This is a genomic window from Pantoea sp. Fr-CA_6, from assembly GCF_024520895.1.
Lineage (GTDB): Bacteria > Pseudomonadota > Gammaproteobacteria > Enterobacterales > Enterobacteriaceae > Pantoea > Pantoea agglomerans.
In genome coordinates this window covers 73,999-94,465 of the sequence record NZ_JALNPO010000014.1, presented here as the reverse complement: position 1 = coordinate 94,465, position 20,467 = coordinate 73,999, and the positions used below count along the sequence as shown (strand labels likewise).

Genomic DNA, 20,467 nt, shown 5'->3' with positions numbered 1-20,467 from the left:
TTTCCGGTTTGCCGTGTCAGTGGAGGCGCATTATAGGGAACGGCTCAGATAGCGCAAGTGCAAATTGAGACTTTTTTACTGACCGTTCATTTTGCACTCAAAGGGAGTATTAAATAAGCAAAAATCCCTTAAAAGGGCAAAAAAAACGGGCCAGAGGCCCGTTTTTCGTTCCACACCCTTACTGATGTGCAGTAATGATGTTGTTCTCCACATCCATTTCGATGGTTTTGCCTGGCACCAGCGAACCGGCAAGGATCTGCTGAGCCAGCGGGTTCTCGATCTGCTGCTGTATCGCACGTTTCAGCGGACGTGCACCGTAGACCGGATCATATCCGTTCTCCGCCAGCAGTTTGATCGCATCATCAGAGATGTGCAGCTGATAACCCCGTTCATCCAGACGTTTGTACAGCCGCTGCAGCTGAATCTGCGCAATGGACGCAATATGTTTCTCAGCCAGCGGATGGAACACCACCACCTCATCAATACGGTTGACGAACTCAGGTCGGAAATGCTGTCCGACCACACCCATCACGATATCTTTCATTTCCGGGTAACTGAGATTGCCGAACCGCTCCTGGATTAAATCTGATCCCAGGTTAGAGGTCATAATCACCACGCTGTTACGGAAATCGACCGTGCGGCCCTGCCCATCCGTCAGACGCCCATCATCCAGCACCTGCAGCAGAATGTTAAAGACATCAGGATGCGCTTTCTCTACTTCATCCAGCAGGATGACCGAATAAGGCCGACGGCGCACAGCTTCGGTCAGATAACCGCCCTCTTCATAGCCGACATAACCCGGAGGTGCACCCACCAGCCGTGATACTGAGTGTTTTTCCATAAATTCAGACATGTCGATACGAACCATCGCATCGTCACTGTCGAACAGGAAGTTAGCCAGCGCTTTACACAACTCCGTCTTACCGACCCCGGTTGGCCCCAGGAACAGGAAGGAACCGATAGGCCGGTTTGGATCAGAAAGGCCTGCGCGACTACGGCGAATAGCATTCGATACCGCCTCAACCGCTTCATCCTGTCCGATGACCCGGCCATGTAAGTCCTGCTCCATGCGCAGTAACTTATCGCGCTCACCTTCCATCATTCGTGCGACCGGGATACCGGTCCAGCGTGCCAGCACATCGGCAATCTCAACATCGGTTACCCGGTTACGCAGTAACTTCATGGTCTTGCCTTCCGCCTGAGTCGCTGCAGCTAACTGTTTTTCCAGTGCCGGAATTTTACCGTACTGCAGCTCTGACATCTGAGCGAGGTCACCCTGGCGACGTGCCTGCTCTAAATTCAGACGCGCCTGCTCAAGTTCCGCTTTAATGTTCTGCGTGCCGGACAGCGAGGCTTTCTCTGTCTTCCACTCATCTTCCAGCTCGGCGTATTCGCGCTCTTTCTGGTTGAGCTCGGTTTCCAGCATTTCAAGACGCTTGATACTGGCATCGTCCGCCTCTTTCTTCAGCGCCTGCTGCTCCAGCTTCAGCTGAATGATACGGCGCTCAAGGCGATCCAGTGACTCCGGCTTCGAGTCCATCTGCATACGAATGCTGGAAGCTGCTTCATCGATCAGGTCAATCGCTTTATCCGGCAGCTGCCGGTCAGCAATATAACGATGAGACAGGGTTGCCGCCGCGACAATCGCCGGGTCAGTGATTTGCACATGGTGATGCAGTTCATAACGCTCTTTCAGACCACGCAGAATGGCGATGGTATCTTCCACACTCGGCTCAGCCACAAAGACTTTCTGGAAACGACGCTCCAGCGCGGCATCTTTTTCAATGTACTGGCGATACTCATCAAGCGTAGTGGCACCCACACAGTGCAGTTCACCACGCGCCAGCGCAGGTTTAAGCATATTGCCGGCGTCCATCGCACCGTCCGCTTTACCGGCTCCCACCATGGTGTGCAGCTCGTCAATAAACAGAATGACGTTGCCTTCCTGTTTCGACAGGTCACTCAGAACGCCTTTCAGACGCTCTTCGAATTCACCGCGATATTTCGCCCCGGCCACCAGCGCCCCCATATCCAGCGCCAGTACCCGACGTCCTTTCAGACCCTCAGGCACTTCACCATTGATGATGCGCTGCGCCAGCCCTTCGACAATCGCGGTTTTACCCACGCCAGGTTCACCAATCAGTACCGGGTTGTTTTTGGTACGGCGCTGCAGAACCTGGATGGTGCGGCGAATCTCTTCGTCACGACCGATGACCGGGTCGAGTTTGCCCTTCTCTGCCCGCTCGGTCAGGTCGATAGTGTATTTTTTTAAAGCCTGGCGCTGATCTTCAGCCCCCTGATCGTTCACGTTGTCTCCTCCCCGCATCTGTTCAATCGCACTGGTGATTTTTTCGCGCGTTGCGCCCGCTGCTTTGAGCAGATCGGCCAGTGAGCCCCGCGATTCCAGCGCGGCCAGAACAAATAATTCGGATGAAATAAAGTTATCGTTGCGCTTCTGCGCCAGCTTGTCGCACAGGTTTAATACCCGGACGAGGTCAGATGAGGGTTGTACATCGCCTTCGCTGCCTTCAACTTGTGGCAGGCGATCAATAGCCTGCTCAACCTGAGCGCGAAATGGCGTAACGTCGACACCGGCCGAAGTCAGTAAAGGTGAAACCGATCCGCCTTCCTGTTTGAGCAATGCGCTCATCAGATGCAGAGGTTCGATGAATTGATTGTCGTGTCCCAGAGCGAGGGACTGCGCGTCGGCGAGAGCCAGCTGAAATTTATTAGTAAGACGATCCAGACGCATAATTCCTCCCATTACAGGTCAAAATGCTACTGGAGATTAAATGAGGTCATCCCTCAAAATTTCAAGGTTAATGACCTGAGATTTGAGTAAAAAATACGCTAACTGGACCGTCTTATGGCGTAAGGTTATAACAGCCAGATCAAAGTTGCCATACGCCCGGTGATCCCATCGCGGCGGAAAGAGAAGAAATCGTCGCGCTGCGTAAAGGTACAACGGCTGCTGGCGCTGATTGAATTCACGCCCGCTGCCTGTAGTCGCATCTGCGCCAGCAGGCCGATGTCGGCGTAAAAGCGGTCACCTGATGGACGGAAAGCCTGCACAGCCCTGGGATCCTGAGCCATAAAGGCCTGACGGACTTCTTCGCCGACCTCAAACGCATCAGGTCCGATTGCCGGTCCAAGCCAGGCATGAATCTGATCAGGCGGCGAACGAAACTGCGCCAGCGTATTTTCCAGTACACCCCCACAAAGTCCGCGCCAGCCTGCATGTGCCGCCGCCACTTCCGTCCCATCCTGCGAACAGAACAGGACCGGAAGACAGTCAGCGGTCATGATGGCACAGACGACGCCGGGCTGATCGGTAATACAGGCATCAGCACGTAATGGCGTACTTTCCCCTGCAGTCAGACGCACAACCTCAGTGCCATGAACCTGATCCAGCCACTGCGGCATGGCAGGTAAACCCGCCTCTTCCAACAGCAACTGCCGGTTACGCGCCACCGCATCCGGATTATCTCCCACATGCCCGCCGAGATTCAGTGCATCCCAGGGCGATGTGCTGATGCCGCCCTGTCGCTGCGTCGAGCAGGCCCGAACGCGTGACGGAGCGGGCCATTGAGGAGTCATCAGATTCATTACCAATTCAACTGGTCTTTAAATTCTTCAGTGTCTGCTTTTAACGCCGCGATTAAATCAACCATGTCCTGCGGAAGCGCAGCATGGAATTCCATTTCAATACCGCTGATGGGGTGATAGAGGCGCAACATCGTGGCGTGCAGTGCCTGACGATCGAAACCGCGCAGCGTAGTAATAAATGCCTCTGACGCGCCTTTTGGTGGACGCGGACGGCCACCGTAAAGCGGATCGCCCACCAGCGGATGGCTGATGTGAGACATATGCACACGGATCTGGTGAGTACGACCGGTTTCCAGACGCAGGCGCAGACGGGTATGGGCCCGGAAGTGCTCCATGATGCGGTAATGCGTGACCGCCGGTTTACCCATTGGGTGTACCGCCATGTGGGTGCGTTTGGTTGAGTGACGGCTGATAGGCTGCTCAACGGTGCCGCCCGCAGTCATATTGCCAATCGCAACCGCTTCATATTCACGGGTGATTTCGCGACGCTGCAGCGAGTCCACCAGATGCGTCTGAGCCGGAACGGTTTTCGCGACCACCATTAAGCCGGTGGTGTCTTTATCCAGCCGGTGTACGATGCCCGCGCGCGGCACATCCATAATCGCCGGATAGTGATGAAGTAAGGCGTTTAACACCGTGCCATCCGGATTACCGGCGCCAGGGTGAACCACGAAGTCGCGTGGTTTGTTGATGACAATAATGTCTTCATCTTCATAAACGATGTCGAGTGGCAGATTCTGCGGTTCCCAGCGCTGCGCCTCCTCGATCTCAGCGTCAATCGCGACCAGCTCGCCGCCCAGCACTTTTTCTTTGGGTGTATCGACCATGACGCCGTTTACAGTAACGCGACGATCGAGGATCCACTCTTTTATGCGAGAACGTGAATAATCAGGGAACAATTCCGCCAAAGTCTGATCTAAGCGTTGTCCGAGTTGTGATTCGGATACCGTTGCGGTGAGTTGAACTTGTTGTGCCATATACAGCTTCTTCGTTAACGTTGGGTTTTCACGGCGATGCCGTTTAATATAATGTGCTATCGTACCTGGTCATTACCGGGAGCTATACGGACAGCTTCCGCCATAACATTTGAGGATAATCACTTCGTCATGACGCGTATGAAACATCTGGTGGCTGCTGCCACACTGAGCCTGGCACTTGTTGGTTGTTCCGGCTCAAATGACGCGGTACCGGACAGCCCGCCTTCTGAAATCTATGCTACAGCGCAGCAAAAGCTGCAGGACGGTAACTTTAAAGCTGCGATTAAGCAACTGGAAGCGCTGGATAATCGTTATCCGTTCGGTCCTTATTCGCAGCAGGTGCAGCTGGATTTAATCTACGCGTACTATAAAAATGCCGATCTGCCCCTGGCGCAGGCTGCCATTGCTCGCTTTATGCGTCTGAACCCCACGCATCCGAACATTGACTATGTCATCTATATGAAAGGTCTGACGGACATGGCGCTGGATGACTCCGCGCTGCAGGGCTTCTTTGGTATTGATCGTTCTGACCGCGATCCGACGCACGCTCGTGATGCTTTCCGCGACTTTTCCCAGCTGCTGCGGAGTTACCCGAACAGCCAGTATGCGGCTGATGCTCAGAAACGCCTGGTCTATCTGAAAGACCGTCTGGCTAAATATGAGCTGTCAGTGGCGCAATTCTATACTAAGCGTGAGGCTTATGTCGCGGTTGTTAACCGTGTCGAAGGTATGATGCGCGATTATCCGGATACGCAGGCAACACACGATGCCCTGCCGCTGATGGAGAATGCTTACCGCAATCTGCAGCTGAACGCTGAAGCCGATAAAGTGGCGAAAATCATTGCAGCTAACAAAAGCTGATCGTTCGAAGGATTTTCAGCCATAAAAAAAGCAGCCTCTCAGGGCTGCTTTTTTTTGCTCACAGAACAGTCAGATTTGGATCTGTTCTCAGCGAGCTAACTCATCAAGCATGCCGTGTTAATCGTTTCGCTTCAAGCCATTTCGGCCAGTTTCTCTGCCTTTCTCACAGAATGTTGTGACTGACAAAAAGTGACATTTTTTCGTGATCGAAATCCCACATTGAACGCTTTTTCGCGCTATGCTGAGAAGACCAAGACGGAAATGACAGAGAGGTAAGAACGATGATTCTGAACATTACCAGTAAACAAATGGACATCACTCCGGCAATCCGAAGCCATGTTGAAGACCGTCTCGCCAAGCTCGAAAAATGGCAAACCGACCTGATTAATCCACATATTGTCCTTTCCAAAGAGCCCAAAGAATTCGTGGCTGACGCCACTATTAACACACCTAACGGGACTCTGGTGGCCAGCGCCAAGCACGATGATATGTATACCGCTATCAACGATTTGATTGCCAAGCTCGAGCGTCAGCTGAATAAAGTTCAGCATAAGTCTGAAGCACGCCGCGCCAGTGCCAGCGTGAAAGACATCATTCCCGCCGACGAAGAGTCCTGATTTTCTTAACGCTGTTTCTTAACGCGCCTGCGGGCGCGTTTTTTATTGACAGCTTTTAAGCAGTACGGTTACTCTCAGGTCACTCTCTTTTCGGACATAACAATGAAACCTGATCTGTTTTTCTTCGCTTTCTTTTTTACCTTCCCCTGAACGGGAGGCCATTCGTCGTGTGAAAATGAAAGCGAAGACGAACACCGAAGCCTCCCAACCGGGAGGCTTTTTTTTTGGATAGCATACAGGTGAGCCCTATGAATCCCGATAATCCATTGCTGGCGCTACGCGATAAAATCAGCGCCGTGGATAAAAAACTTCTGACGCTGCTGGCCGAGCGTCGTTTGCTGGCAGTGGAAGTTGCACAAGCGAAACTGGCGACGCATCGCCCGATTCGGGATGTGGAGCGCGAACGCGCGCTACTGGAGAATCTCATCGTACTGGGTAAGGCACACAACCTGGATGCGCACTACATCACCCGTATGTTCCAGCTGGTAATTGAAGATTCCGTGCTGACTCAGCAAGCGCTGCTGCAAAAAAACCTCAACCATCCCCATGCGCATGCCGCCCGTATCGCCTTCCTGGGCCCGAAAGGCTCTTACTCGCATCTTGCAGCACGCAACTACGCGTCGCGCCATTTCGATAGCATGGTGGAGTGTGGCTGCCTGAAGTTTCACGACATCATCAAACAGGTCGAAAATGGCGTAGCTGATTACGCCGTGATGCCGATTGAGAATACCAGTTCAGGCTCGATCAACGATGTCTACGATCTGCTGCAACAGACAAGCCTCTCAATCGTGGGCGAGCTGACATTGCCTATCGACCACTGCGTGCTGGTGAATGGCCCCACCGATCTTCAGCAGATTGAGACGGTTTACAGCCATCCTCAACCGTTCCAGCAGTGCAGCCAGTTTATTAATCGTTTCCCGCACTGGAAAATCGAATACACCGAGAGTACCGCGGCAGCGATGGAGAAAGTGGCTGCGCTCAACTCACCTAAGGTGGCGGCGCTGGGCAGTGAGGCCGGCGGCGAACTGTATCAGCTGCAGGTGCTGGAACGTAATCTGGCGAATCAGCAGCAGAATCACACCCGCTTTATCGTGCTGGCCCGCAAAGCAATCGAGGTTTCTGACCAGGTGCCAGCGAAAACCACGCTGATTATGGCAACCGGCCAGCAGGCGGGTGCGCTGGTCGACGCGCTGCTGGTACTGCGTCAGCACAACCTGATTATGAGCAAGCTGGAGTCCCGCCCGATTAATGGTAATCCGTGGGAAGAGATGTTTTACATTGATGTGCAGGGCAACCTGCAATCAGAGCGGATGCAGCAGGCGCTGCAGGAATTACAGACCATGACCCGCTCTCTGAAGGTACTGGGCTGTTACCCCAGCGAAAATGTGGTGCCCGCTGAACCTGGCGAATAAAAAGAAGAAAAAAGGCATCCAACTGGATGCCTTTTTCATTGATGGATGGCTGTCATTTATGGGCGGCTGTCATTGGCCGATCGCAACAGGCTTCGGCTTTCGACCAGGAAGCGTTTTGCGTGATCGCCAAACCACTGTTCAACCCGGTTAAAGCTGGCGATAAACGCCTGCTTGTCGCCCTGCTCCAGCAGCGCAATCGCTTCGCCAAACCGCTGGTAATAGCGTTTTATCAGCGCCAGATTACTCTCTGAAGACATGATGATATCCGCATAGAGTTGCGGATCCTGAGCGAACAACCGCCCCACCATCGCCAGTTCAAGCCGGTAAATGGGCGACGAGAGCGCCAGCAGCTGATCCAGATTGACGTTCTCTTCGGCTAAATGCAGACCATAAGCGAAGGTAGCAAAGTGACGCAGCGCCTGAATGAATGCCATGTTCTGGTCATGCTCAACAGCGCTGATACGATGCAGACGCGCCCCCCAGACCTGAATCTGCTCCAGGAACCACTGATACGCTTCCGGTTGTCGTCCATCACACCAGACCACCACCTGTTTTGCCAGGCTGCCGCTGTCCGGGCCAAACATCGGATGCAGACCCAGCACAGGCCCGTTATGGGCAGCCAGCATTGCCTGCAGAGGCCGGTTTTTGACCGACGCCAGATCGACCAGAATACAATCTTCCGGCAGTGGTGGCAGTTGGGCAATTACCTGCTCTGTCAGGTGAATCGGCACGCTAATGATCACCATTCCGGCATCGCTGAGCAGAGTCTCAGCCTGAGGCCAGTCCTCTTTATCCAGCGTTTTAACCGTGTAGCCTGATAGCCCGAGCATTTTTTCAAACAGCCGGCCCATCTGGCCCTTACCACCGACAATCACCACCGGGCGCAGTTCAGGACAGAGAGTTTTAAAGCCTTTGTCATTCTCGCTGGTATAGGATTCCCGCATCACGCGACGCAGCACATCCTCAATCAGATCCGGTGGTACGCCGAGCGCTTCGGCCTCTTTGCGACGCGAAGCCAGCATCGACGCCTCACGCTCAGGCACATAGATAGGCAGGCCGTAACGGCTCTTCACTTCACCTACTTCGGCCACCAGTTCCAGTCGCTTAGCCAGCAGATCCAGCAGCGCTTTATCAACACTGTCAATTTGATCGCGTAACGCGGTCAGTTCAGCCACCATTGCTCTTACACCTCTTGTGACAGACGCGCCGACAGCACTCCCTGCAGATCCTGATGCATTTCACGCAGCAACGTTTCGGTCACTTCCCAGTTGATGCATGCATCGGTTACGGAAACGCCATACTTCATTTCGCTGCGTGGCTGCTCAGAAGACTGGTTACCTTCATTGATATGGCTTTCCAGCATCAAACCAATGATTGAACGGTTCCCATCTTTGATCTGCGCAATAGCGGATTCCGCTACGCCAGGCTGACGGCTGTAGTCTTTGTTCGAATTACCATGGCTGCAATCTATCATTAAGGCTGGACGCAGTCCCGCCTTGAGCATCTCTTTTTCACACTGCGCGACATCTTCAGGACCGTAGTTCGGCGCTTTGCCGCCACGCAGGATCACGTGACCATCCGGATTGCCCTGAGTCTGCAGCAGGCAGACCTGACCGGCCTGATTAATCCCGACAAAACGGTGTGGCATTGCGGCTGCACGCATGGCGTTGATTGCCGTTCCCAGACTGCCATCGGTGCCATTTTTAAAGCCTACCGGCATCGACAGGCCCGAGGCCATTTCACGGTGCGTCTGCGATTCAGTGGTACGGGCGCCAATGGCAGACCAGCTGAACAGGTCGCCCAGATATTGCGGACTATTGGGATCCAGCGCTTCAGTGGCCAGAGGCAAACCCATTTCAACCAGGTTCACCAGCAGCTGGCGCGCAATGTGCAGACCCGCTTCCATATCAAACGAGTTATCCATGAAAGGATCGTTGATTAGCCCTTTCCAGCCGACGGTGGTACGAGGTTTTTCAAAATAGACGCGCATCACGATAAAGAGCTGATCTTTCAGCTGTTCAGAAAGGGTTTGCAGACGACGAGCATAGTCCAGTGCCACTTCGGTATCGTGAATTGAGCAGGGTCCGCACACTACCAGCAGACGCGGATCGCGGCCGGCAATAATGTCAGAGATGGTCTGGCGCGACGCCGCGACCTGATCCTGCTGTTCAGTGGTCAGTGGAAACTTCGCTTTCAGCTCTTCAGGCGTGATTAATACCTGTTCACCGGCGATATGCACATTGTTCAGCGCGTCTTTTTGCATGATGGCGATCCTTTGGCTCGTATTGGCAGTCATGGACTCCTCACTGAGGAATGCAAATACTGTATCACAGACAATACATAGCGCAATATTATATGTACACTTTTATTACCACGGATCAAGAAGGGTGCGAAATATACTTAAAATAACCAATAAAATCATGCATATAATAAAAAGCTCAACCACAAAAAACCAAACGCAATTGTACAAATAAGTTTACAGTTAAGGTTGTTGCCTTTCTTCTACCCACAGGCAGAATAAAAGAATCATTCTGTTCGCGCTGAGAGAGTTATGTACCCATCACCACAAAATATTTATCTGCGACCTTTTGAGCTCAGCGACATATCTGCGTTTACCACTGCGGTTAATGCCTCGCTGGATAGCCTTATCCCGTGGATGGTCTGGGCGCATCATGATTATCAGCCTCATGAAGCAGAAAGCTGGATCCGCTTTACCCACTGGCAACGGATGAAAGAGGAAGCGGAAGAGTTTGCCATCGTTGATCAGCATGACCAGCTGCTGGGGGGCGCAGGAATACGCTTTGCCCGTCATCCGGGTGACACCAGCGCAATTGGCTACTGGGTTCGCAGTGATGCACAGCGTCAGGGAATCGCCAGCCGCGCGGTGGCCGCGTTGCTGCCGCTGGGGTTTTCACGCCCAGAGACCCGGATGATTGAGATTCTGGCAGCAGAGGATAACCTGGCCAGTCGGGGCGTGGCTGAGAAGTGCGGTGGTCAGTTCATTGGCTGTCGCTATGGCCTGATCGTATTAGAGGAAGGGCCGGTTAATACCGCGATTTATCATTTTCAGCGGCCGGACGACGGTTAACTGCAGGCAGCAAGGTTGGCAATGACATAAAAAAGGGGCTGGCAGATGCCAACCCCTTGTTTGCTATTAACTTTTAGATGTCGCGTTAGCGATACCTTAGTTAAGACGCTCTTTAATACGAGCAGACTTACCAGTACGCTCACGCAGGTAGTACAGTTTGGCTTTACGCACAGCGCCACGACGTTTAACAGCGATGCTGTCAATTACAGGTGAATGAGTCTGGAATACACGCTCAACGCCTTCGCCGTTAGAAATTTTGCGAACAGTGAATGCAGAGTGCAGACCGCGGTTACGGATAGCGATAACCACGCCCTCGAATGCCTGCAGACGTTTTTTAGAACCTTCAACGACCCATACTTTCACTTCCACGGAATCACCCGGGCGGAAGGAAGGTACGTCCTGTTTCATCTGCTCTTGTTCAATTTGCTTGATAATGTTGCTCATAATTAAATCTCATATCCTGGGTAAACTGATAGTCGGGGAAGAGCTTACTCTTCCACATCATCGTTTTGTTGCTGCTGAGATTCCCGCTGGAACTCATTCAGCAACCTTGCTTGCTCTTCAGTCAGAGCCAGGTTTTCCAGAAGTTCAGGTCTTCTCAGCCAGGTACGGCCTAGCGACTGCTTCAGACGCCAGCGGCGGATATCAGCATGGTTGCCTGACAGTAATACTGCCGGGACCTCCACGCCGTCTAACACTTCAGGTCGGGTATAGTGCGGACAATCCAGCAAACCTTCCGAGAACGAATCCTCATCGGCTGACGCCTGCTTGCCGAGCACGCCAGGAATAAACCGGGCGACTGCGTCAATCATCGTCATCGCTGGCAGTTCCCCGCCGCTGAGAACGTAATCACCGATTGACCATTCTTCATCAATTTCGGTCTGGATTACGCGCTCATCAATCCCTTCATAACGGCCACAGACCAGAATTAACTTGTCCCGTGCCGCCAGTTCGCAAACGCCCTGTTGGTCCAGTTTGCGACCCTGAGGTGAAAGATATATCACCCTGGCCCCATCACCTGCCGCTGCTTTCGCTGCGGAGATGGCATCCCGTAAGGGTTGTACCATCATCAGCATTCCCGGTCCGCCGCCGTAAGGACGATCATCCACGGTACGGTGCCGGTCGTGCGTGAAGTCACGAGGACTCCAGCTCTGAATGCTGAGCAGACCGTTTTTTACAGCCCGGCCAGTTACCCCGTAATCGGTAATAGCGCGAAACATTTCTGGAAACAGGCTAATAACACCAATCCACATTGTATTCGCCGTTACGTTACCGTTCGATTCGGAGATCAAAAACCAGGATCCCAATCTACCTCAATGATGCCAGTAGAGAGATCGACTTTCCTGATAACCTGTTCATCAAGAAACGGAATTAACCGCTCCTGAGCACCGAATGCATCCTTCAGGTTTGCCTTAACGACGAGAACGTCGTTCGAGCCGGTTTCCATCATATCGATGACTTTACCCATCTCGTAGCCTTCAAGGTTAACTACCTGGCAGCCCATAAGGTCTTTCCAGTAGTAGTCGCCCTCTTCCAGCGATGGCAACTGCGTCGAGTCAACCTGAATTTCGCAATTGGTTAACTGAGCCGCCGCATCCCGATCTTCAATGCCTTTGACTTTGATGATCAGGTCCTGATTGTGGTGCTTCCAACCTTCCAGTTCGACCTGCTGCCATTTACCGGCGCGCTGGATGAACCAGGGTTGGTAGTTGAAGATGCTTTCAGCGTCTTCAGTGGAGGAAAACACTTTGAGCCAGCCGCGAATACCGTAGGCGGCTCCCATCTTACCCAATACAATCGGGTTAACAGGAGGCTGTGCGGCAATTTGTCTGCTCATGCTCACCACCGTGACAGATTAAGCTGCTTTCTTAGCTTCTTTGACCAGCGCGTTAACGCGATCAGAAAGCGTTGCGCCCTGGCCAACCCAGTGCTCGATACGATCCAGATCAAGACGCAGACCTTCAGCCTGACCAGATGCGATCGGGTTGAAGAAACCAACGCGCTCGATAAAACGACCGTTGCGTGCATTGCGGCTGTCAGTGACGACGACCTGATAGAACGGACGCTTTTTAGCGCCGTGACGTGCCAAACGAATTGTTACCATAACATCCTCTTCAGTTAATAAAACACCCGGCCCCCATCGAGGAACGGGGTCCGGGTGCTGTATAAAAAGCCCGAAAATTTTACTCATTTTGGCGAAAAAAGCAACCTAAACCGTGCCATTTCGGGCTTTTTTGTGGAACGCTTTAGCGGCCAGGAAAACCTGGCGGCATCATACCCTTCATGCCGCGCATCATTTTCGCCATACCGCCCTTCTTCATTTTCTTCATCATACGCTGCATATCGTCAAACTGCTTCAATAAGCGGTTAACGTCCTGCACCTGCATACCGGAGCCGGTCGCAATGCGGCGCTTGCGTGAGCCTTTGATGATCTCTGGTTTCTCACGCTCTTTGCGTGTCATCGAGTTGATGATCGCTTCCATGCGCACCAGCACTTTGTCATCCATCTGTGACTTCACATTGTCAGGCAACTGTCCCATACCGGGCAGTTTGCCCATCAGGCTGGCCATGCCGCCCATGTTGCGCATCTGCTTCAGCTGCTCAAGGAAATCGTTGAGATCAAAACCGTCGCCGGTTTTCAGCTTCTTAGCCAGTTTCTCAGCCTGATCGCGGTCAACCTTGCTTTCGATATCTTCGATCAGTGACAGCACGTCACCCATGCCGAGGATACGCGAAGCAATACGCTCCGGATAGAACGGCTCAAGTGCATCGGTTTTTTCACCGACACCCATAAATTTAATCGGCTTACCGGTGATATGACGAATCGACAGCGCCGCACCGCCTCGTGCATCACCATCGACTTTGGTCAGGATAACACCGGTCAGCGGTAGCGCTTCATTAAAAGCTTTAGCCGTGTTTGCCGCATCCTGACCGGTCATGGCATCGACCACAAACAGCGTTTCTACCGGATTGATCGCGGCATGAACCTGTTTGATTTCGTCCATCATCGCTTCGTCAACGTGCAGACGACCGGCGGTATCCACCAGCAGTACATCGTAGAACTTCAGGCGAGCTTCACGCAGCGCATTGTTAACGATATCGACCGGCTTCTGGCTGAGATCGGATGGGCAGAAATCCACGCCCACCTGCTGTGCCAGCGTTTCCAGCTGTTTGATTGCCGCCGGACGATAGACGTCGGCAGAAACCACTAAGACTTTCTTTTTGTGCTTCTCACGCAGGAACTTACCCAGCTTAGCGACGCTGGTCGTTTTACCGGCACCCTGCAGACCCGCCATCAGCACCACGGCTGGCGGCTGAGCAGCCAGGTCGAGTGCATTGTTCTCTGCACCCATCGCCGTAACCAGCTCGTTACGAACGATTTTGATAAACTCCTGACCCGGAGTCAGGCTTTTATTCACATCATGGCCGACCGCGCTCTCTTTCACACGGTTGATGAAGTCACGCACCACCGGCAGCGCAACGTCAGCCTCAAGCAGTGCCATGCGCACTTCACGCAGGGTCTCTTTGATGTTCTCTTCAGTCAGCCTTCCGCGGCCGCTGATGTTTCGCAGGGTTTGCGACAAACGATCGGTTAAATTATCAAACATGGTCTCTCACTAAAAAAAAGATCGCGAGGCGCCTGATCGGCAGAATGCGGCGGATTATAACACGAAGCCTCAGCGATCTCTGCAATTGCCCCTCAGATCGTTTGGAGCCTGCTTCGGCTGGCGCTATACTGCCTTTTTCCTTATCTGACTGAACCTGAAAGGATCTATGTTCGTTTTCGCGATAGTGGCGCTATTCGCCTACTCCTTAAGTCTTGCCCTGATCATTCCCAGCCTGTTGAAACGTAACGGCGGCTGGCGGCGAATGGCGATGCTCTCTGCCTGTGTGGCGCTGGTGACACACGCGGTGGCCTTGCAGCAACGCATATTTGCTGTTGATAGCGGACAGAATTTAAGCCTGCTCAACATAGGCTCGCTGGTCAGCCTGTTGATTTGCGCCATCATGACCATTGTGGCGTCACGCAACCGTGGCTGGCTGCTGCTGCCGATTGTTTACAGCTTCGCGCTGATCAATCTGGCCTTCGCCACTTTTGTGCCCAATGCGTTTATCACCCATCTGGAAACCACGCCAGGCATGATGATCCATATCGGCCTGTCGCTGTTCGCCTACGCGACGCTGATTATTGCCGCGCTCTATGCACTGCAGCTGGCGTGGATCGATTACCAGTTAAAAAACAAGCGCCTGGCGTTCACACAGGATATGCCGCCGCTGCTGACCATTGAACGTAAGATGTTTCACATCACCCAGGTGGGCGTCGTGCTGTTGACGCTGGTGCTCTGCACCGGTCTGTTTTATATGCAGGATCTCTTCAGCGCAGAAAACGTCGATAAAGCCGTGCTCTCCATCATCGCGTGGTTTGTTTATATCGTTTTGCTCTGGGGGCACTATCATGAAGGCTGGCGTGGTCGCCGCGTCGTCTGGTTTAACTGCAGCGGTGCGATGCTGTTAACCATGGCTTACTTCGGCAGTCGCATCCTGCAGCATCTGCTTGTCCCCACCTCTCGTTAAAAAGGAAGTTCTGCGTTGGAGAATGTTTCAACCACCACGCTGATTATTATTCTCTGCGTCATGGTACTGGTTTCCGCCTGGTTTGCCGGGTCGGAAACCGGAATGATGACGCTTAACCGCTATAAGCTGCGCCATCAGGCTAAAAACGGCAGTCGCCCCGCACGCCGGGTGGAGAAGTTACTGCGTCGCCCCGACCGGTTGCTCAGCCTGGTATTAATCGGCAATAACCTGGTGAATATTCTGGCTTCCGCACTTGCCACCATTGTTGGCATGCGTATTCACGGTGACGAAGGGGTCGCGATCGCAACCGGTATCCTGACCTTTGTGGTGCTGGTATTTGCTGAAGTGCTGCCAAAAACAGTGGCGGCCCTCTATCCCGAACGCGTCGCCTTTCCCAGCAGCCTGCTGCTGGTCCCGCTGCAATACATCATGCTGCCGCTGGTCTGGCTACTGAACACCATTACGCGTCTGCTGATGAGGATGGCGGGTATCCGCGCTGACGGTGCCATTAACTCCGCGCTGAGCAAAGAGGAGTTGCGTACCATCGTCTATGAGTCACGTAGCCTGATGTCACGCCGTAATCAGGACATGCTGCTCTCCGTGCTCGACCTGGAGAAAGTCAGCGTTGATGACATCATGGTTCCGCGTAACGAGATCGTCGGCATTAATATCAACGATGACTGGAAGTCGGTGGTGCGCCAGTTGAGCCACTCGCCACACGGCCGCATTGTGCTGTTCCGGGACTCACTGGATGACTGCGTCGGCATGCTGCGGGTGCGCGAAGCCTGGCGCATGATGACGGAGAAAAAAGAGTTCACCAAAGAGACGCTGCTGCGTGCCGCCGATGAGATCTACTACATCCCGGAAGGGACACCGCTGAACACCCAACTGGTGAAGTTCCAGCGCAACAAAGAGAAAGCGGGCGTGGTGGTGGATGAGTATGGCGACATCAAAGGGCTGGTGACGATAGAGGACATTCTGGAGGAGATCGTGGGTGACTTCACCACCTCCATGTCACCGTCACTGGCAGAAGAAGTGATGCCGCAGAATGATGGGTCCGTGCTGATTGAAGGCAGCGCCAGTGTGCGTGAAATTAACAAGGCGTTTAACTGGCAGCTGCCAGAGCAGGAAGCGCGCACCATCAACGGCATGCTGCTGGAAGCGCTGGAAGAGATCCCTGCCATCGCCACCCGTGTTCAGATCGGCCACTACAACGTCGATATTCTGGACGTGCAGGACAACATGATTAAACAAGTGCGCATCACGCCGAAGACGCCACTGAAAAAATCGGTAGGGTCCTGAAGCGATAAAAAAACGCCGCAATCGACATGATGCGGCGTTTTTTTTAGCAGCAAAGCCCTGACTAGATGTGCAGTTCTTTCAGCTTTTCAGCAGGCAGTTTCAGATCTTCGTTGCGGTTAACGCCGATCTCATGCGCCAGCACATTGCGGGCGATCTGCTGCGCTTCATCCAGTGAGTGCAGCTTGTAGCTGCCGCACTGGTATTCATTCAGCTCAGGGATCTGGTTCTGATCTTTCACTTTCAGAACATCTTCCATCGCCCCTTTCCACGCTTTGGCAACGCGCTGCTCGTCTGGTGTACCAATCAGGCTCATGTAGAAGCCGGTGCGGCAACCCATTGGCGAGATATCGACGATTTCCACACCATCACCATTCAGGTGATCACGCATGAATCCGGCAAAGAGATGCTCCAGCGTATGAATGCCACGCTCAGTGAGGATATCAATGTTCGGGCGGCAAAAACGCAGGTCAAAAACGGTAATCGTATCGCCATGCGGAGTCTTCATGGTTTTCGCCACGCGAACTGCCGGTGCGCCCATGATGGTGTGATCAACGGTAAAACTGTCCAGTAGTGGCATACGTCACCTCCTGTTCTGAGAATTTTTTTTAAAACGATGAAACTTTTCTGTTCGCCCAACGTCTGAATATATGAAAGACGCGCATTTGTTATCATCATCCCTGACAACAGAGATGTTAATTTGGCCACATTGATGTGGCCTTTTTCTTTTCTACCCTTCCCGGCTCGCCAGATACGCTTCAAAATCCAGCTTATCATTTGCTTCCAGCTGCTGCTGTGCAGCAACAGACGCCTGCGCCTGACGCGTGAAATCTTCTTCTGTTAGCACTTCCAGCGGCTCTTCGCAGAGCAGATGGCGATACTGTTCAGCCAGCGCCACGCCGGTTCCGGTTACACCATTGTCCTTCATTGCCTGAAGGATGCGCGCCGAGTAGGTTAGCTCAGGATCGTCGAACGATGCTACCAGTTGATCGCAAACCTGCTGATATTCCGTGCTGTCCTGATTATGACTGTCTAACACTTCAGCAACCCGACGCAGATCGGCAAACAGGGTTTTGCCCACTTCAACCAGCGAATGTTCCGCTTCTCCGCAGCCTACGGCAATTTTCTGGTCCGGTTTACGCCCTTCCAGCACAACCCGGTTCCAGTTTATACGGGTGCATTGCAACTCATCTGCACTCATTTCCGGCGCATCGGCCAGGGTACACCAGATCAGGAACAGGTCGAGGAAGCGAACCTGATTCTCATCTACGCCGATTGCAGAGAACGGATTGATATCCAGCGAACGCACTTCAATGTACTCAATACCACCACGCAGCAGCGCATCAGAGGGCGCTTCACCCGAGCGTGTCACACGCTTAGGCCGGATTGGCGCATAGAGCTCGTTTTCAATCTGCAGCACGTTGGTGTTGAGCTGCAGCCAGTTACCGTCGGCATCTTTAGTGCCCATCGCTGCATACTCTTCTGACGGTGTCTTGATCGCTTTCTTCAGCGCAGTGACATAGCCTTCCAGTGAGTTAAACGTGATGCCCAGAGAGCTCTGCGATTTATTGGTATAGCCTAAATCGCTCAGACGCAGTGAGGTGGCGTACGGCAGCCACATCGTATCTTTGTCGTTGGTTTCAAACGGCAGCGCGCTCTCACGGCCCTGCAGGAAGCTGGAGCTGATAGCAGGCGATGCGCCAAACAGATAGGGGATCACCCAGCCGAAGCGATAATAGTTGCGGATCAGCCGCAGATAGCCCGCCGAGATGGTCTCTTTTCCGCTTTCCTTATCTTTCACGTCAGCCCACTCCTGCCAGAATGAGAGTGGCAGTGAGAAGTTATAGTGAATGCCGGAGATGGTCTGCATCAACGCGCCGTAGCGGTTTTTCAGCCCTTCGCGGTAGAGCGTCTTCATCTGACCAATATTGGACGTGCCATATTGCGCCAGCTCAATATTGTCCGCATCGTCAATCACGCACGGCATACTAAATGGCCACATGCGTTCATCACCCAGTTCACGGGCAACGTGACGATGGATATCGCGCAGGAATGCCAGCATATGATCAATGCTGTGATCCACTGGCGTAATAAATTCCAGCAACGTTTCGGCAAAGTCAGTGGTGATCCAGTCATGTTTCAGCGCCGCCCCCAGAGATTCCGGGTGACCGCTTTTTGCCAGCTCGCCATTTGCCTGTACACGCAGCGTTTCACGCTCGATGCCACGGCCAATACCTTTAAGGGCATTGGGATGCGCTTCCAGCCAGGAGAGCGCTTTAGATACGTCCGGGATCACATTACCCCCCCGCTGTGATAATAATTTATTTTTGTTCAGCATAATGTTAACCGTAGCCTCGAATCTGTGCGAATCAATGCCACCATTGCATACCCTGTAATGTGGCAGTCGCGATAACGATATAACGCAGTGTTTTGCCGACAGCGAGAAACAGCATCGCGGGTAGCCAGGCGAAACGTAACCAGCCTGCCAGAACGCAGAGCAGATCACCTATCACTGGCAGCCAGCTGAATAACAGTGCTGCAGGTCCCAGTCGGTGCAACCACGTCATTGCTGTGTCATGCCATCGCCCCTGACGTTTTAACGGCAGCAAGCGACCAATAAGAATGTTGGTTAAGCCGCCCAAGGTGTTTCCCAGTGATGCGGCCAAAAGCAACCCGTAAACTGATGTCTTTTTTGCTATCAATAGTGCTATCAGCAGTGCTTCAGAACTTCCCGGCAGGAGCGTTGCACTTAAAAAGCTGCTGCCGAACATCGAGGCATAGGTAAGAACGTCACTCACAGTAAGCGGACATCCACCACAGCCATACCTGCCGCCTTCGCTGCCTGAATACCAAAGTCCGCATCCTCAAACACCACACAACGTGCCGGCGTCACACCCATCAGCTCAGCGCAGCGTAAGAAGGTTTCTGGCTCAGGTTTATGACGCTGTACGTCGTCAGCACCGACGACGGCCGAAAAGAGCTCACGTACGCCCAGCTGCGTCAGTAACGCCTCTGCCATGCTGTGTTCGCTTCCGGTACCGACCGCCATCGGACGACGCCCGTGATACGCTTTCACCACCTCCATTAAAGGCAGTGGCTTCACGTTTTCCAGCAGCATCGCTTTCACGGCAGCGGTTTTTTCTGCGGCAAGAAGATGAGGGTCGAGTGACGACTGATTGGATTCAATGATGAACTGCGACAGCCGCCAGGTTGGTGCGCCATTGAAGTCGATAATACGTGCTTCATCCAGCGTTAATCCATAACGCTGGAGCACCTGACGCCACGCTTTTCGATGTGTCGGCTCAGTATCAAGAATCGTGCCGTCCATATCGAAAATCAGGGCGTCATATTGATCGTACATTGTCACTCCGGACATTCATCAAATGAGACATTACTTTAGCCTAATGTGGACAGGTTGTCGCCAGGGGGGATGAACAGCAAATGCTTTGAAAGCATTAACAATTTTTGTTTTCAGATAAAGGTGATCGTGCACGACCAGCGATAAACGTACGAAATTCCAGCGTTTTTTTAACATTCTTCTGGCAGACAAGCGGCGGCGGACGGGCATGGGCAGCAAAACAGAAGGCGTTGATGCGGGAAACAGGCGTTTCGGATCGCTTAAGTCAGGATGATGAATCAATGGGGCAGATTAAACAGGAAAAGAGTGCGTGTGAAGCCAGAGGGAAACTGCAGAGGTTTTCAGGATACTCACTCAGCGTTTGCTGTACGGGCGGTTACGGAAGTAACGCTATCGTGTTTAGTGAGGTCTTAGCGATCATCGCGCCATGATACTTTGAGGGATTTTGAGGCTAAAGAAGAAGATGGTGCATCCAGGAGGATTACTCAGCTTGCGCTTCGCCCTGCGGGCCGTTGCTGATGCAACGTTATCCCCCTTCGTGCGGCCGGAACGCTTATTGCGTCATGTCACACTGAGGAACTGCCAACATTCGAGAAGATGGTGCATCCAGGAGGATTCGAACCTCCGACCGCTCGGTTCGTAGCCGAGTACTCTATCCAGCTGAGCTATGGATG

The 20,467-nt window shown here is 53.0% G+C and carries 21 protein-coding genes and 1 other annotated feature; of the genes, 7 read left to right on the top strand and 14 right to left on the bottom strand.

Going from position 1 to position 20,467, the window contains the following annotated elements; all coding sequences use genetic code 11:
* Positions 1-178: 178 nt before the first annotated feature.
* The 3 genes from clpB to rluD all read right to left on the bottom strand — a co-directional run bounded on the left by clpB (position 179) and on the right by rluD (position 4,583).
* Positions 179-2,764: an ATP-dependent chaperone ClpB gene (clpB, locus tag NR201_RS19860; RefSeq protein WP_029519628.1), complete on the bottom strand. Its 2,586-nt coding sequence runs from the start codon at positions 2,762-2,764 to the stop codon at positions 179-181.
* Positions 2,765-2,877: 113 nt separating this feature from the next.
* The gene (gene yfiH, locus NR201_RS19855) at positions 2,878-3,606 is read right to left on the bottom strand and encodes a purine nucleoside phosphorylase YfiH (RefSeq protein ID WP_256850095.1); all 729 of its coding nucleotides are present in this window, start codon (positions 3,604-3,606) and stop codon (positions 2,878-2,880) included.
* Positions 3,606-4,583, bottom strand: a complete 978-nt coding sequence (gene rluD / locus NR201_RS19850) for a 23S rRNA pseudouridine(1911/1915/1917) synthase RluD (protein WP_010248442.1) — start codon at positions 4,581-4,583, stop codon at positions 3,606-3,608. The genes yfiH and rluD overlap by 1 nt, the downstream gene beginning before the upstream one ends.
* Positions 4,584-4,712: 129 nt before the next feature.
* Between rluD and bamD the strand changes: the two genes are divergently transcribed.
* The 4 genes from bamD (at position 4,713) to pheA (ending at position 7,473) form a co-directional block, all read left to right on the top strand.
* Positions 4,713-5,444 carry an outer membrane protein assembly factor BamD gene (bamD, locus tag NR201_RS19845; RefSeq protein ID WP_010248444.1) on the top strand — a complete coding sequence of 244 codons (732 nt, stop codon included), beginning with the start codon at positions 4,713-4,715 and terminating at the stop codon, positions 5,442-5,444.
* A gap of 281 nt (positions 5,445-5,725) precedes the next feature.
* Positions 5,726-6,061: a ribosome-associated translation inhibitor RaiA gene (gene raiA / locus NR201_RS19840; protein ID WP_003849030.1), complete on the top strand. Its 336-nt coding sequence runs from the start codon at positions 5,726-5,728 to the stop codon at positions 6,059-6,061.
* A gap of 101 nt (positions 6,062-6,162) precedes the next feature.
* Positions 6,163-6,287, top strand: a sequence feature (Phe leader region).
* Positions 6,164-6,211 carry a pheA operon leader peptide PheL gene (gene pheL / locus NR201_RS19835; RefSeq protein WP_193555295.1) on the top strand — a complete coding sequence of 16 codons (48 nt, stop codon included), beginning with the start codon at positions 6,164-6,166 and terminating at the stop codon, positions 6,209-6,211. It overlaps the preceding feature by 48 nt.
* Before the next feature lie 22 nt (positions 6,288-6,309).
* A complete protein-coding gene (gene pheA, locus NR201_RS19830; protein WP_256850094.1) occupies positions 6,310-7,473 on the top strand; it encodes a bifunctional chorismate mutase/prephenate dehydratase in 1,164 nt (387 codons plus the stop codon).
* Positions 7,474-7,529: 56 nt separating this feature from the next.
* Here the strand turns inward: pheA and tyrA are convergent, their stop codons facing one another.
* A complete protein-coding gene (gene tyrA / locus NR201_RS19825) occupies positions 7,530-8,651 on the bottom strand; it encodes a bifunctional chorismate mutase/prephenate dehydrogenase (RefSeq protein WP_010248465.1) in 1,122 nt (373 codons plus the stop codon).
* Positions 8,652-8,656: 5 nt separating this feature from the next.
* Positions 8,657-9,736, bottom strand: coding sequence for a 3-deoxy-7-phosphoheptulonate synthase (locus NR201_RS19820; RefSeq protein WP_010672116.1), 1,080 nt, complete (start codon positions 9,734-9,736; stop codon positions 8,657-8,659).
* A gap of 288 nt (positions 9,737-10,024) precedes the next feature.
* Here NR201_RS19820 and NR201_RS19815 point away from each other — a divergent pair, with 288 nt between their 5' ends.
* Entirely contained in the window at positions 10,025-10,561 is a 537-nt protein-coding gene (locus NR201_RS19815) for a GNAT family N-acetyltransferase (RefSeq protein WP_256850093.1), read from the top strand.
* Positions 10,562-10,657: 96 nt separating this feature from the next.
* On the opposite strand, the gene rplS is transcribed toward NR201_RS19815, so the two are convergent.
* The 5 genes from rplS to ffh all read right to left on the bottom strand — a co-directional run bounded on the left by rplS (position 10,658) and on the right by ffh (position 14,169).
* Positions 10,658-11,005 carry a 50S ribosomal protein L19 gene (gene rplS / locus NR201_RS19810; protein ID WP_003849035.1) on the bottom strand — a complete coding sequence of 116 codons (348 nt, stop codon included), beginning with the start codon at positions 11,003-11,005 and terminating at the stop codon, positions 10,658-10,660.
* Between the two features lie 44 nt (positions 11,006-11,049).
* The gene (gene trmD / locus NR201_RS19805) at positions 11,050-11,814 is read right to left on the bottom strand and encodes a tRNA (guanosine(37)-N1)-methyltransferase TrmD (RefSeq protein WP_010248477.1); all 765 of its coding nucleotides are present in this window, start codon (positions 11,812-11,814) and stop codon (positions 11,050-11,052) included.
* Positions 11,815-11,849: 35 nt separating this feature from the next.
* On the bottom strand, positions 11,850-12,398 hold the full coding sequence (gene rimM / locus NR201_RS19800) for a ribosome maturation factor RimM (protein WP_256850092.1): 549 nt from the start codon (positions 12,396-12,398) through the stop codon (positions 11,850-11,852).
* 18 nt (positions 12,399-12,416) lie between these two features.
* A complete protein-coding gene (gene rpsP, locus NR201_RS19795) occupies positions 12,417-12,665 on the bottom strand; it encodes a 30S ribosomal protein S16 (RefSeq protein WP_003849041.1) in 249 nt (82 codons plus the stop codon).
* 142 nt (positions 12,666-12,807) lie between these two features.
* Positions 12,808-14,169 (bottom strand): signal recognition particle protein, encoded by a 1,362-nt coding sequence (gene ffh / locus NR201_RS19790; protein ID WP_010248486.1) that lies wholly within the window; start codon positions 14,167-14,169, stop codon positions 12,808-12,810.
* A gap of 166 nt (positions 14,170-14,335) precedes the next feature.
* On the opposite strand from ffh, the gene NR201_RS19785 reads away from it, so the two are divergent.
* Together NR201_RS19785 and NR201_RS19780 are read left to right on the top strand one after the other, a co-directional pair.
* Entirely contained in the window at positions 14,336-15,136 is an 801-nt protein-coding gene (locus tag NR201_RS19785) for an inner membrane protein YpjD (protein ID WP_122889672.1), read from the top strand.
* Positions 15,137-15,151: 15 nt separating this feature from the next.
* Positions 15,152-16,438 carry an HlyC/CorC family transporter gene (locus NR201_RS19780; protein ID WP_022623780.1) on the top strand — a complete coding sequence of 429 codons (1,287 nt, stop codon included), beginning with the start codon at positions 15,152-15,154 and terminating at the stop codon, positions 16,436-16,438.
* A 61-nt stretch (positions 16,439-16,499) separates the two neighbouring features.
* Here NR201_RS19780 and luxS read toward each other — a convergent pair whose 3' ends face one another.
* From luxS to yqaB, 4 genes are all read right to left on the bottom strand, one after another.
* On the bottom strand, positions 16,500-17,015 hold the full coding sequence (gene luxS, locus NR201_RS19775) for an S-ribosylhomocysteine lyase (RefSeq protein ID WP_009086888.1): 516 nt from the start codon (positions 17,013-17,015) through the stop codon (positions 16,500-16,502).
* Between the two features lie 150 nt (positions 17,016-17,165).
* Positions 17,166-18,773: a glutamate--cysteine ligase gene (gene gshA / locus NR201_RS19770; protein WP_256850091.1), complete on the bottom strand. Its 1,608-nt coding sequence runs from the start codon at positions 18,771-18,773 to the stop codon at positions 17,166-17,168.
* A 31-nt stretch (positions 18,774-18,804) separates the two neighbouring features.
* Complete coding sequence (locus tag NR201_RS19765; protein ID WP_010248498.1) at positions 18,805-19,233, bottom strand: YqaA family protein; 429 nt, start codon at positions 19,231-19,233, stop codon at positions 18,805-18,807.
* Positions 19,230-19,796: a fructose-1-phosphate/6-phosphogluconate phosphatase gene (gene yqaB / locus NR201_RS19760; RefSeq protein ID WP_022623783.1), complete on the bottom strand. Its 567-nt coding sequence runs from the start codon at positions 19,794-19,796 to the stop codon at positions 19,230-19,232. Before yqaB ends, NR201_RS19765 begins: the two co-directional genes overlap by 4 nt.
* Between the last annotated feature and the right edge of the window lie 671 nt (positions 19,797-20,467).

Bases quoted from the DNA above. Each gene is read 5' to 3' on its own strand.
- rplS (WP_003849035.1), bottom strand. From the start codon at position 11,005: ATGAGCAACATTATCAAGCAAATTGAACAAGAGCAGATGAAACAGGAC.
- raiA (WP_003849030.1), top strand. From the start codon at position 5,726: ATGATTCTGAACATTACCAGTAAACAAATGGACATCACTCCGGCAATC.
- clpB (WP_029519628.1), bottom strand. From the start codon at position 2,764: ATGGGAGGAATTATGCGTCTGGATCGTCTTACTAATAAATTTCAGCTG.
- yqaB (WP_022623783.1), bottom strand. From the start codon at position 19,796: ATGTACGATCAATATGACGCCCTGATTTTCGATATGGACGGCACGATT.
- bamD (WP_010248444.1), top strand. From the start codon at position 4,713: ATGACGCGTATGAAACATCTGGTGGCTGCTGCCACACTGAGCCTGGCA.
- rpsP (WP_003849041.1), bottom strand. From the start codon at position 12,665: ATGGTAACAATTCGTTTGGCACGTCACGGCGCTAAAAAGCGTCCGTTC.
- trmD (WP_010248477.1), bottom strand. From the start codon at position 11,814: ATGTGGATTGGTGTTATTAGCCTGTTTCCAGAAATGTTTCGCGCTATT.
- NR201_RS19785 (WP_122889672.1), top strand. From the start codon at position 14,336: ATGTTCGTTTTCGCGATAGTGGCGCTATTCGCCTACTCCTTAAGTCTT.
- pheA (WP_256850094.1), top strand. From the start codon at position 6,310: ATGAATCCCGATAATCCATTGCTGGCGCTACGCGATAAAATCAGCGCC.
- luxS (WP_009086888.1), bottom strand. From the start codon at position 17,015: ATGCCACTACTGGACAGTTTTACCGTTGATCACACCATCATGGGCGCA.
- NR201_RS19815 (WP_256850093.1), top strand. From the start codon at position 10,025: ATGTACCCATCACCACAAAATATTTATCTGCGACCTTTTGAGCTCAGC.
- gshA (WP_256850091.1), bottom strand. From the start codon at position 18,773: ATGCTGAACAAAAATAAATTATTATCACAGCGGGGGGGTAATGTGATC.
- tyrA (WP_010248465.1), bottom strand. From the start codon at position 8,651: ATGGTGGCTGAACTGACCGCGTTACGCGATCAAATTGACAGTGTTGAT.
- yfiH (WP_256850095.1), bottom strand. From the start codon at position 3,606: ATGAATCTGATGACTCCTCAATGGCCCGCTCCGTCACGCGTTCGGGCC.
- rluD (WP_010248442.1), bottom strand. From the start codon at position 4,583: ATGGCACAACAAGTTCAACTCACCGCAACGGTATCCGAATCACAACTC.
- NR201_RS19820 (WP_010672116.1), bottom strand. From the start codon at position 9,736: ATGCAAAAAGACGCGCTGAACAATGTGCATATCGCCGGTGAACAGGTA.
- ffh (WP_010248486.1), bottom strand. From the start codon at position 14,169: ATGTTTGATAATTTAACCGATCGTTTGTCGCAAACCCTGCGAAACATC.
- rimM (WP_256850092.1), bottom strand. From the start codon at position 12,398: ATGAGCAGACAAATTGCCGCACAGCCTCCTGTTAACCCGATTGTATTG.